Raw genomic sequence first — 12,796 nt, 5'->3', positions numbered from 1 at the left:
TATCACGGTCACGCCATCTAATGACGGAGTTTCTTTAGGTGGTCTCAACGTCCAAGATGGTGAGCTAACAGTTAACGAAGCTAACCTTTCAACGGGTTCTGCGCCTAATAGCAATGCGCTGACTCAGACTGGTAACTTTAGTTTTACCTCTGTTGATGGATTAGCCTCTATCACCATCAAAGGACAAACCTTTAATTTGGCGGCATTACTGGCACTAAGCCCCAATACTGCGGTAAACATTACAACTCCTTATGGTGTCTTAACACTGACTGGTTTCACAGGCGATGCAAGCGGTGGCTCCATCAGCTACAGCTACACCTTAAATAACAATGTTGATAATGATTCAGCAACAGGGGCGACTAACGCTAGTTATTTAGATAGCTTTGCTGTAACCGTTGTGGATCAGGATGGTAGCCAAGCAAATGGCAGCCTTGATGTGAAGATTGTTGATGATGTCCCTAATGCCAACAACGACACAGGCAGTGTCGATGTGATCGTGGATACTTTTATCGTATCTGGCGTTGAGGCAAATTGGACATCATGGACAAATGGCACAAGCGTGACCACGTTCGATGGTAACAATAATTCTAATGGCGGCGGCACGGATAATGACAATGGTTTAGATCAGATCAGATGGGGGAATCCAACAAATACCTATCAATCTGGTTATGGTTTTATTGATAATGACAGTGCATTAAACGGTCAGTTTGCCTTAAACCAAGATATTATTTTAGGTACTTTTACCCACTATAATTTCTCAGTGTCTTCTGGTGGAGCAATTACCAAAGCAACCATGGATGTTACCTTCTCGGTGACTGATGCCTATGGGGTAGTTACACCTGTAACTCTCAAAGTCAACTTTGACCACAATGAAACACCGAACAACGACAACGATCCTGAAGCATCAAAAGATATTATTAAAGTCGGCAACACCAATGTAACCTTTGAACACCAAGGCCAAGTGTATACGCTGCAAGTAATAGGCTTTAGAATTCCTGGTACCAACCAAGTTGTTACTGAAATTAAAACGGCTGAAAATGCGGCAAGCAGTTATGAATTGGTTGTGCGTATAGTCGCAGGTGATGGCTATGCACTCCCCTCAACTACAGGCAATGTGTTAACCAATGACTTGGCAGGTGCTGATGCAGTTAAAACCGTCATTGGTGTAGCACCGCAAGATCACGTTGATGATGGGGTGACAGGCAATGTTGGGACCATTATCAATGGCCTATATGGCACGTTAATCGTATTCGCCAATGGTAGTTACACTTACACAGTAACAGCCAACGCCTCAGCTATTCCAACTGGAGCAACGGAAACCTTTACCTACACCATGCAAGATGCTGATGGTGATAAATCCAGTGCATTGCTGACTATCAATGTAAATACCGTTAATGCGAATGCGATTAAAGCGGTGCAAGATCAAATTACTGGTCTTGAAGATACTGTTGTGAACGGTAATGTACTGAATAATGATGGCAATAAAAATACGTCAGTCACTCATTTCACTGTGGCTAACGATGCCACTCAGTATGCAGCTGGTAGTAAAATTACCTTGGCAGAGGGCGAACTTACTCTTAATGATGATGGTAGCTACACCTTTACACCAGCAGCTAATTGGAATGGCCAAGTCCCAGTGGTTACCTACACGACAAATACAGGAGCAACAAGCACGCTAACTATCGTGGTAAGCCCTGTTGATGACCCAACGGTAACTACACCAGATAGCCAAACCATTTCTGAGGATGCCCCAGAAGCTAAGGGGAACGTACTCAATAATGATACCGATATTGATAGCACATTATCTGTTACCAGCTTCCAAGTGAATGGCGTCACCTACAACGCTGGCAGTACTTTGTATCAATTGCCTGAAGGTAAGCTGCAATTGAAGGCAAATGGTGATTACAGCTTCGATCCCAAAGATCACTGGAGCGGTTCATTGCCTGAAATCACCTACACCACTAATACGGGTGCTACAAGTACATTGAATATCACTGTTAACGCAGTGGCAGATGTACCTAACCTGACAATTAATGGGTACACCTCTGTTGCTGCTATCAACTTTGAAGATGCCAAGTTCTCTGGTAGTTGGGATGGTGTTAAGGCAAATGACATTAAGGGCCTAAATACCATCGGAACTTGGCATACCAGTAACGCTGGCGGCAAGATTGAAGTGGGTCTGGAGAAAACTTACCTTGGTGGCAACTCAAACAACAAGGTAATGGAAATCGAGTTCAATAACGGCGATAAGACTCTCTATACCGACATGCGCTTGGAGGCGGGTCGATTCTATGAGCTGGGCTTTGATATTGCGGCGCGGGCGGATAGCGCCGCGACCTCCGGCCTTACTATCAAACTGGTACCGCTGGATGCCAACGGTAACCCTATCATGGCGCAGGCAGTGATGCTTTACGACTTCAACCCAACCACTTCGGGTTGGCTGAAAGATCAAAAAGTTACCTTGCCAGTGGGGAGCAGTGGTAATTATCGTCTGCTGTTTGAAGCCGATAATGCGGATTCAGTGGGTGCCATCATGGATAACCTTGCATTCCGTGCAGTCGACAATATGGGATACAACGGTTCATACATCAAACTTGGCAATATCAGCGCCAATCTGGTTGACATTGACGGTTCTGAGTCACTCAGTATCAAACTGCAAGGACTACCTGTTGGGTCTGTACTCACGGATGGTGTGAACACTCTCACTATCGGCGCTGATGGCACAGTAGATATCAGTTCCTGGAACAAGAGCAACCTGCTGCTCAAACCAGTGACGACCGGCACCATTAACATCACTGTTGTGGCAACAGCAACTGAGTCCAGCAACAATGATAAAGCCACCACCACCACCACCTTCCCTGTAACTGTGCTGCCGGCAACAGTGACAGGTGGACAGAGTGTTGATTCATTCATCATGACGAATTGGGAGAACGGCTTAGCACAATTTGCTGTCAGCCTGAGTGGTTATGGCTCAGTTGGAGCGGCCGCCTCGACCCAATACATCAATAAGAGCACCGAGCTGTTGATAAATGCTGGCGCAAGCAACGACTATGTGGAGTTAGGCATATCTACAGCCAACAATGTCGTAAACACCGGCAGTTCATTACCCAACACGAATAATTCGGTCGTGACTCAGGCGGAACTTCTTGCCAGTAAGTTTATGACGCAAGAGACCATCACGACAGATGTCGGCTCACTCAAGAGCAATGTTCTGCAACCGCTGCAACCCAAAACAGACACTGTCAATTTGGGTTCTGGCAACGACACTGTCAACGGCGGTGAAGGCAGCCAAGTCGTTCATGGCGGTGGTGGTAACGATCTGCTGATTGGCGGCGAAGGTATTGATGGCTTACGCGGCGGTGACGGCAACGACACTCTGATTGGTGGCCTTGGTAATGACGTTCTACGTGGTGATAGCGGTGCTGATACCTTCGTCTGGCGCTATGCAGAAACAGGTATAGACCATATTACAGACTTTAACGTGAATGAGGACAAATTGGATCTGAGTGACTTGCTCCAAGGTGTAAATAGTAACGACCTAAATGACTATTTAAGCTTTAGCTTTGATGGCGGCTCAACTTCGATAACCATTGATACAGATGGTAACGGAACAAATACGGCAACCCAGTTGATTATTCTTGATGGCGTGGATTTATCTAAAGAGTATGGTGTGACCAGCGATGTTGGTATTATTAATGGCTTACTCGGTACCAATGGTAATGGTCCGTTAATTGTTGATACTCAGCCAATTGTTGTAGACCCTGAGCTCAAGCATGAACCATTGAAAACTACAGAACTATTCTAGAAATAAAATTGTGAACAATTTAGTTTTAATAACTAATTGGATGGCCTATAGAAATATAGGCCATCATGACCGATACTTGCCATAACCATATAAAAATCCAAAGGATAAGTAATTAGGTGTCAGCTGCAGCTTCTGAAAAAATTGATCAATGGACCATTTCAGCCTCACAAAGAGTGTTAGTGGATCCTTTGCTGGATTGTTTAGTGTTACTCACTGAGCATTTTGGCAATCCGTGCTCGAGCGATTCGCTTGCGGCAGGTTTACCCTTGTCAGGTACCGTATTATCACCTGACTTATTGCCTCAGGCGGCTTCAAGAGCGGGTCTAGCGGCTAAGCTATCTCGAAAAGGCTTAAACGAAGTATCACCTATATTGCTCCCATGTATTTTATTATTAAAAGACAAAAAAGCCTGCATATTGCGAGAACTTGATGTTGCATCAGATAAAGCAATTATTCAATTACCCGAGACGGGCGGTGAAGAGACACTGACAATTGAGTCGCTCGAAGCCTTATATGTGGGATATTTATTCTTAGTCAAACAAGAATACCGTGGCGACATGGGCTTCGATGTTTATCTACACGATAATAAAACCCACTGGTTAGTCCAAACCCTCAAAGATTCAGCACCCATTTATCGTGATGCATTAATCGCTTCTGTATTGGTGAATTTATTCGCCTTAGTTTCACCGTTATTTATTATGAATGTGTATGACAAAGTCGTGCCCAACCTTGCCTTTGAGTCCCTATGGGTGTTAGCGATTGGTGCTTCTATTGCGTATCTTTTTGATCTTGTCATGCGCCAACTCAGAAGCTACCTGATTGATGTAGCAGGTAAAAAAGTAGACATCATAGTGTCTTCTCGCCTATTCGCTAAAGCGATTGGTATCCCCTTAGAAAAACGCTCCCCCAGTATTGGCGGTATGGCAAAACAATTAGGCGAATTCGATAACATCCGTGAAATTTTAACTTCTGCGACGATCACAACCTTAGTCGATCTGCCCTTTGCGTTATTTTTCTTAATTATTATCTACATCGTTGCTGGCGATCTCGCGATTGTTCCAGTGATCGGTGGCGTTATCATTATTGGCTTTACACTTTATATCCAACCTAAACTCAAAGCCGCTATCGAAGAAGGCAATAAATTTTCAAGCCTGAAACATGGACATTTAATCGAAAGTTTATCGGCGCTAGAGTCAATCAAAGCCAATGGTGCCGAAGGGATAGTACAAAAAAGCTGGCAACAGATGATAGGCCACAGTGCCAACTGGCAATTAAGGTCAAAAAAGCTCTCTAACTCTGTCTCGAACGTGGCTAACTTCACAGTGCAATTTACCGTTGTTTGCGTCGTCATTTTAGGTGTTTATCGCGTGGCCGATAATGCAATTTCTATGGGCGGAATTATTGCAGCCGTTATGTTATCAAGCCGTGCCATTTCACCTATGGCACAACTTGCAGGCCTGATGACCAGAGCAAACCACACTGCCAGCGCACTGCGTCAGCTTAATGAAATCATGACTCAAGAAGATGAGTTTGAAAATAAAGGGCATTTGGTTAGCAAACAAAGGCTAATAGGTAAAATCAATGCTGATCATGTCGGCTTTGCTTACCCTGGCTCAGAAAAACCAGTGCTCCATCCTATGTCACTGACCATAAATCCCGGCGAGCGTATTGCAATTATCGGCCGTAATGGTTCAGGTAAAAGTACCCTTGCCAAGTTATTGGTTGGGTTATTTCAACCGACAGCAGGAAGCCTGCGTTATGACGGTTTAGACTCAGCACAGATCCATCCGAGTGATTTACGCCGTAATTTTGGTTATTTGCCCCAAGATGTGACCCTTTTCCACGGTTCGATTCGGGACAATATTTTATTTGGTACACGCCAAGTCACTGAGCACCAATTAATCCGTGCCGTACAGCTTTCTGGAGTGAGTCAATTTACCAACCTAGAAGCAGAGGGGTTAGACCAACAAGTCGGCGAAGGCGGCATGTCGCTCAGTCGCGGACAAAGACAAACCGTTGCCCTTGCTCGTGCCACACTCAATGACCCTCCAGTGCTATTGATGGATGAGCCCACCGCCAGCTTGGATGCGCGCGCGGAACAACAATTTATTCGCTCAATGCAGAATGTCAGCAAAGACAGAACCTTAATTCTTATTACCCATAAGATGCATCTGCTGCAGCTCGTCGATCGCATTATCGTACTCGAACGCGGCCATGTGGTCGCTGATGGTCCCAAGGCAGAAGTGTTAGAAAAACTCAATTTTGGCCTCGTGAATGGAGAAGCTAAAAGATGAGTAAAAATCTAACCGCGAATGACTTAGACATGGTTGATGATGTCTACGGCGCCATGATGACTGACGCCCCTAGCGGGCACAGATTAATCATATGGGCACTTGCAGCTATGGTTGTGTGTTTTTTACTGTGGGCAGGGTTTGCTAAATTAGACAAGGTCACCACTGGTTCGGGGAAAGTCATCCCCTCATCACAAGTCCAAGTCATCCAGAGTTTAGATGGCGGCATCATGCAAGAGCTATATGTACAAGAAGGTGAAATGGTAACGAAAGGCCAACCTTTAGTACGTATTGATGATACCCGCTTCCGCTCTGATTTTGCTCAGCAAGAGCAAGAGGTTTTGGGCTTAAAAACCAATGCTATTCGTATGCGCGCGGAACTCGATAGCATTCTCATATCAGACATGACATCAGACTGGCGCGAGCAAGTGCTCGTTACTAAAAAAGCCTTGGTATTTCCTGAGAGCATCATTACCGCGGAACCTGCCTTAGTTAAAAGGCAGCAAGAAGAATACAACGGACGGTTAGATAATTTAAGTAACCAACTTGAAATCTTGGTCCGTCAAATTCAACAAAGACAACAAGAAATTGATGATCTTGCGTCTAAAACAACGACATTAACCACCAGTATGCAGCTGATCTCCCGTGAGCTTGAGCTCACTCGGCCGTTAGCTAAAAAAGGTATCGTTCCTGAAGTTGAACTACTCAAACTTGAACGTACTGTGAACGATTTGCAAGGCGAATTGAATTCAATGCGCCTACTGCGCCCTAAAGTCAAGGCGGCGATGGATGAAGCCATCTTAAAACGCCGTGAAGCTGTATTCGTCTATGCCGCCGATCTACGCGCACAGCTTAATGAAACCCAAACCCGCCTGTCTCGCATGAATGAAGCACAAGTGGGTGCACAGGATAAAGTCAGCAAAGCGATTATCACCTCCCCAGTTAATGGCACCATTAAAACCACTCATATCAATACACTCGGCGGCGTTGTGCAACCAGGTGTCGATATTATCGAAATAGTGCCATCGGAAGATCAGCTACTGATTGAAACTAAAATCTTGCCTAAAGACATCGCCTTCTTACACCCAGGATTGCCGGCAGTGGTAAAGATTACCGCCTATGATTTTACCCGCTATGGTGGTCTTAAAGGAACCGTTGAGCACATCAGCGCTGATACGTCTCAAGATGAAGAAGGTAATAGTTTTTACCTCATTAGAGTCAGAACCGCAGAATCCAGTTTAACCAAAAACGATGGCACACAGATGCCAATTATTCCGGGAATGTTGACTTCGGTTGACGTTATCACGGGGCAAAGATCCATACTTGAGTACATTTTAAATCCAATTTTAAGGGCTAAGGACACAGCGCTCAGAGAGCACTAAGCCTTTTTATAAACCGGGAGGTTGGTCATGAAGACTTCAGCAAAACGACAATTTCAATGTTCAAAGATAGCCATAGTGCTGTCATTAATTCTGTTACCTTTATCGGCTCAAAGCCAGACGTTAGAGCAAGCCGTTGCACATACGCTTGATACGAACCCTGATTTACGTGTTGCCTTCAACCGCTTTAAAGCGCGCGAAGAACAAGTTAATCAAGCAATAGCAGGTTATATGCCGACGATTGATGTCACTGGTGGCTACGGTTACGAACAGACAGACAGTGTGTCGACCCGTAGACGACCTAACGTCGGTGAAGTTGATAGCAAAGGAGTGGCAGAATTAAACCGCGGAGAGTTTGGTGTTAGCTTAAAGCAAATGCTTTTCGATGGTTTCTATACTAGCAGTGAAGTTGATCGTTATAGCTTTGAAGCCAGTGCCGACCAATGGGCGCTACTTGCAGCGGCTGAAGATATGGCACTCGATGTCAGTAAGGTCTACCTCAACTATTTACGCACCGATCAGGTGTTGAAATTAGCCGAGAAGAACCTTAACAGCCATAAAGATATTTATGACCAAATCAAGCAACGTACTGATTCAGGTTTAGGTTCAATTGCAGATCTCTCCCAAATCACGGGACGCTTAGCGCGGGCCAATGCCAACGTGATTTCTGCTCGTAACAATTTACTTGATGCAAAAGCGCAGTACATTAGAATTGTAGAGTCGGCACCAGCAGACTTAATCTTACCAGTGCCCGATGCAGAGATGCTGCCAAAGGATCTAAGCTCAGGCATTATCGAAGCGCAGGAGAATCACCCCATACTCAAATCTGCAGCGAATGATATCCGTGCAGCAGAGAATGAACGCTCTTCAGTACAATCTAATTACTATCCTCAGGTTTCTTTAGAGCTGAATGGTAATTGGAATAATGATGTCGGCGGCGAAGATGGTATCTCTGGCGCAGGAGCCTTCCGCAGTGATGTGGGTGGCTATAGCAATGATTTAATGGCCATGGTTCGAGTAAAATATAACTTATTCTCGGGCGGTAAAGATCTTGCCCGTGAGAAAGAAACGGCCTACAAACTTGGTGAAGCCAAAGAAATCCGTCAACGTGCCCAGCGCGAAGTCGTTGAAGGCGTCAACCTGGCTTGGAACGCTTTTGAAATGCTAGCGCCGCAAAAACAATACATTCGAGATCATGTTGTGGCCGCAAAGGATACCCAAACAGCCTATGCGCAACAGTTCAACTTAGGCCAACGCAGCCTACTCGACTTATTGGATACCGAAAATGAGCTCTTCGAAGCACGTAAAGACTACTTACAAGCCGAATATGACGAGATCATCGCTAAGTATCGCGTGCTAAATTCTACTGGACGCTTATTAGACTCACTCAGAGTCACCAGACCTGAAGCATGGCGTGGTGAGCGCAACTATGAAGGAGGAGCTAACTAATGAAAACTCTCACATTTTTTCTCAGTGTCACTCTTTTAGCTGGTTGTTCAATGCGCGATACAGTTAATATTGACGAAATGACCACAACCCAAGCCTATGATCTATCTGATAAAGATGGTGATGGCGTGATAGAGGCCCGTGAACGTTGCAATGATACCGCGCAAGGGGCTGGCACAGACAACTATGGCTGCGGCAAAATCAAAGCGATAAACGAGCGAAAAGAAATAAATATTTTATTTCCTAATGACTCTGCATATATCGCACCTGAGTATTATCCTCAGATAGAAGAAGTTGCCATTTTTCTTCGTCAGTATCCAACGACCAAAGTGACGATTGAAGGCCATACTAGTCGCACAGGCACCGATGAGCGTAATGCGGTATTATCGCAAGATCGTGCAAATGCAGTGACTGCTGTGTTAGCCGAACGCTTTAGTATTGATAGAAGTCGATTAACTGCAATTGGATATGGCTCTAGTCGCCCTGTTGTTTTAGAGCAAACACCAGATGCTGAGATCCGTAACCGCCGTGTCGTGGCTGAAGTGACCGGTGATGATACGGCCACGGACATGAAATGGACGATTTACTCGGTCGATGACAACACACAATAAAGGACTCACACATTAGGTTATGAACGGCAGACTTGGTTATAAACATTCATTATTGCGAGTCTGCCGCTTTAGCCTCATAGCGTCAGCCTTAGGCATATGCTGCCTATATGCTGCCCCCACACAAAACCTTGATGAAGGGAAGATCACTTCAACCCTTGAAAAACATTATGGTGAGCGTGCAGGGATGCGAGCTAGGGCTTGGTTCAAAGTTTTATCGGAAGCAAGTACGCTAGATGAAAAAGAAAAGCTATTGAAAGTAAATAACTTTTTCAACTTATTCCGCTTTATTGATGACAGTAAATTATGGGGTGAGTCAAATTATTGGGCAACGCCGATGGAGTTTATTGGCGTGAATGGTGGTGACTGCGAAGATTTTTCGATCGCTAAATACTTCACCTTGCTCCAACTTGGCGTGCAAGAGGACAAGATGCGGATCACTATGGTTAAAGCGACTACGGTGAATCAATACCACATGGTATTGGCTTACTATGAGACACCAGCATCGATCCCCTTAGTTCTCGATAATCTTGATCATGAAATAAAGCCCGCCACCAAAAGAAAAGATCTACTACCTGTTTATAGCTTTAACGGTAAACAGTTATGGCTCAATAAAGAGCAAGGTCGAGGTGTACTAGCGGGTTCGTCAACACGGCTAGAAAAATGGAACGATCTTAACCATAGATTAGGTGTTGACCGCCTTAGACAACCAAAATTAAAACTGGAGTAGCACCAAAAATGACACTGTTTAGACAGATTTATTCGCTGCTTTTTAGCCTATTTTTGCTCGTAGTTGCAAGCCTTGGCTATGTGCAATTTACTGAGACTCAAAGCTTTTTAACCAAGCAAATGGAGTCAGATCTAAACAATGCCAGCACTTCACTTGGTCTAATGCTTACTCCAGCACTTCAAGCTGGCGATACCGCAGCGGCAGAAACCTTAGTGAATGTCATCTTTGAAGGTGGCTATTATCAAAATGTAAAGCTGACATGGATGGTGGATGGTAAGCAACAAGAGTGGAATAACCCTTTAAGAATTGAAGATGTACCTCAATGGTTTATCAATTTAAATCTATTTAAAACCATCAAAAAACAAAGTACTATTACTTCTGGCTGGTTGCAACTCGCGCAACTTGAGATCACCGCTCATCCTGGGTTTGGTTACCATGAGCTGTGGCGAATCATGTCCAATACGATCATTGCCTTCTCTCTACTTTTCCTCGTAGCCATTTTTACCGCAAGAATTGGTTTAACGTGGATATTGAAACCTCTACACACTTTGTCGGAACACGCGAAAAGTATTGCGGCACGCCAATTTGGCCCAGACATGGCATTACCTAAGACCACTGAATTGAAAGACTTAGTGACCGCATTTAACAGTATGTCGGCGCAGTTGAAGCAAGTGTTTCATTCCCTCGACGAAGAAGTCGGCGCATTACGTAAGAAGAATCTTGTCGATCCTGCGTCAGGCCTGCCTAACCGCCAATATGTGGTGAGCCGTTTAAATGGTTGGTTGAGTGAACCTAGCAGCGGCGCGTTATTCCTTGCTAAACTCGACTGGCTCGAAGAAGTGCACAGCAAATATGGCTACCAAGTTCGAGATGAAACCATACGGATCTTGGCAGAAAAGTTTCAGCTGCAGTTAAACGAAATAACACCGTCTGTTATAGGCCGCATTGCCGCCTATGAATTTGCATTTTTAGTGACTGATGTTGAACACGATCAAATCAGCAAATATTTACAAACGCTTATCCGCACCATCAACCAAGAAATGTCGAAGGCGGGCTGTAAGCCTAATGAAGACTTTGCTATTGGTATTGCGGAGCGTATTGGGCAAATGAATGTGTCGGATATTTTGGCCCAAGCCGACAACGCCCTTCAAAAAGCGTTACAAGAAAATAAAACTTTCCATTGGTTTGAAACCACAGAGCAGCAACTATTCACCCGTGAACAGTGGCGGGATAACCTTAGCCATGCCATCAGTAATAAGAAGTTTAAATTTAGATGGCAGCCTATCCAGTTTTGCGATGGGGATGGTATAGCGCAGCGGGAATTATATTGCCAATTAGAGCTCGGCGATCAACTCGCCCATGCTGGGCAATTTATGCCTTATATCGAGCTCTTATCACTCGGTGCCTTGCTCGATAAATGTTTGATTGAAACCGTCTACGAGCAGAAACTGCTAGAGCGTAGCTATGAACCGCTCGCGATTAATTTAACCCACCAAAGTATTAACGATCCTCACTTCCATGAGTGGCTAAATCACTTCTTACGTAATGCCGCATTTATTGAGCGGATCTGCTTCGAAATCCCTGAGGCAGGCGTTTATAGCGATCTTAAGTCGTGTCAGCACTTATGTAACATTATTCGAGATAATGGCGCTAAGTTCGGCATTGATCACTTTGGCCGTCAGTTTGGCTCTATGTCTTATCTACAGGAATTAAGACCGAGTTATGTGAAACTCGATCAATCCTTCGCCTACTATGATGAGACACACCATAATAGTGAGCTCTGCCGCGCGCTAATCAACGTAGCGAAAGGATTAGATATTCAAGTCATAGTGACGGGTATTCAAGAAAAAGCTCAGCTAGAGCGCTTTAACGAGCTTAGAACTGATGCCTATCAGGGCTTTATCGCCCCTCCGGTGAGTCTTGATTAAGCCGAATTAAGAAGTGATATTAAAAACAAAAAGCTCCGTAAGGAGCTTTTTACTTTTCTAACGACAGAATGGCTATATCGATACCGTTGCACATCTGTATTACCTACACAGAGTTTAAGCAAACGCATAAACAATTTCTGTATGAAGCTACATTGCACAAATGCCAAAAAGCCCCTGCATAATGATTAAGAATGCTGAGGTGTTTCTGCTTATTTGTTCGATGCGTTGAATTTGGTCGATACGTTAAAAGCGCGAGGATTCAGCATCTTCTTCTTTCTAAGAAGAAGGCTCTTAATACCAATCAATACAAGTAAATCGCAGATGCAAAAAAGCCCCAGTGAATTCATTAAGAATGCTGAGGCTTTTTTACTTATTTGGTCGGTGATAGAGGATTCGAACCTCTGACCCTCTGGTCCCAAACCAGATGCGCTACCGGGCTGCGCTAATCACCGTAAAATTTTAACTATTTGCTTAACTTACATTAAGCTCGCTAGCTATGCGAAGAATTTGGTCGGTGATAGAGGATTCGAACCTCTGACCCTCTGGTCCCAAACCAGATGCGCTACCGGGCTGCGCTAATCACCGAGAATATCAATCTTTATATCAAAG

Annotated in this window: 7 protein-coding genes and 2 tRNA genes; 7 read left to right on the top strand and 2 right to left on the bottom strand. The window is 44.6% G+C overall.

Going from position 1 to position 12,796, the window contains the following annotated elements:
* The 7 genes from Q4Q46_RS14030 to Q4Q46_RS14000 form a co-directional block, all read left to right on the top strand.
* Window positions 1–3,805: type I secretion C-terminal target domain-containing protein (locus Q4Q46_RS14030; protein WP_311906257.1), on the top strand; the 3,805-nt coding region annotated here is incomplete at its 5' end.
* Window positions 3,806–3,921: 116 nt separating this feature from the next.
* Window positions 3,922–6,099 (top strand): type I secretion system permease/ATPase, encoded by a 2,178-nt coding sequence (locus Q4Q46_RS14025; protein WP_311906256.1) that lies wholly within the window; start codon window positions 3,922–3,924, stop codon window positions 6,097–6,099.
* Window positions 6,096–7,478, top strand: coding sequence for an HlyD family type I secretion periplasmic adaptor subunit (locus Q4Q46_RS14020; RefSeq protein WP_106649185.1), 1,383 nt, complete (start codon window positions 6,096–6,098; stop codon window positions 7,476–7,478). The genes Q4Q46_RS14025 and Q4Q46_RS14020 overlap by 4 nt, the downstream gene beginning before the upstream one ends.
* A gap of 27 nt (window positions 7,479–7,505) precedes the next feature.
* Window positions 7,506–8,924 carry a TolC family outer membrane protein gene (locus tag Q4Q46_RS14015; RefSeq protein WP_311906255.1) on the top strand — a complete coding sequence of 473 codons (1,419 nt, stop codon included), beginning with the start codon at window positions 7,506–7,508 and terminating at the stop codon, window positions 8,922–8,924.
* A complete protein-coding gene (locus Q4Q46_RS14010; protein ID WP_006083436.1) occupies window positions 8,924–9,532 on the top strand; it encodes an OmpA family protein in 609 nt (202 codons plus the stop codon). Before Q4Q46_RS14015 ends, Q4Q46_RS14010 begins: the two co-directional genes overlap by 1 nt.
* Before the next feature lie 19 nt (window positions 9,533–9,551).
* Window positions 9,552–10,259 (top strand): transglutaminase-like cysteine peptidase, encoded by a 708-nt coding sequence (locus tag Q4Q46_RS14005; RefSeq protein ID WP_006083437.1) that lies wholly within the window; start codon window positions 9,552–9,554, stop codon window positions 10,257–10,259.
* Between the two features lie 8 nt (window positions 10,260–10,267).
* The gene (locus Q4Q46_RS14000) at window positions 10,268–12,187 is read left to right on the top strand and encodes a bifunctional diguanylate cyclase/phosphodiesterase (protein WP_012588738.1); all 1,920 of its coding nucleotides are present in this window, start codon (window positions 10,268–10,270) and stop codon (window positions 12,185–12,187) included.
* 375 nt (window positions 12,188–12,562) lie between these two features.
* Here Q4Q46_RS14000 and Q4Q46_RS13995 read toward each other — a convergent pair.
* Window positions 12,563–12,639: transfer RNA gene (locus tag Q4Q46_RS13995), tRNA-Pro, on the bottom strand.
* Window positions 12,640–12,695: 56 nt separating this feature from the next.
* Window positions 12,696–12,772 (bottom strand) — tRNA-Pro (locus tag Q4Q46_RS13990).
* Between the last annotated feature and the right edge of the window lie 24 nt (window positions 12,773–12,796).

The sequence above is a fragment of the Shewanella vaxholmensis genome, assembly GCF_031932135.1.
Taxonomy (GTDB): Bacteria; Pseudomonadota; Gammaproteobacteria; order Enterobacterales; family Shewanellaceae; genus Shewanella; species Shewanella hafniensis.
This window is presented reverse-complemented; position numbering and strand designations above follow the sequence as displayed.

Coding starts and splice junctions, on each gene's coding strand:
- Q4Q46_RS14020 (WP_106649185.1), top strand. CDS start 6,096: ATGAGTAAAAATCTAACCGCGAATGACTTAGACATGGTTGATGATGTC.
- Q4Q46_RS14015 (WP_311906255.1), top strand. CDS start 7,506: ATGAAGACTTCAGCAAAACGACAATTTCAATGTTCAAAGATAGCCATA.
- Q4Q46_RS14010 (WP_006083436.1), top strand. CDS start 8,924: ATGAAAACTCTCACATTTTTTCTCAGTGTCACTCTTTTAGCTGGTTGT.
- Q4Q46_RS14005 (WP_006083437.1), top strand. CDS start 9,552: ATGAACGGCAGACTTGGTTATAAACATTCATTATTGCGAGTCTGCCGC.
- Q4Q46_RS14000 (WP_012588738.1), top strand. CDS start 10,268: ATGACACTGTTTAGACAGATTTATTCGCTGCTTTTTAGCCTATTTTTG.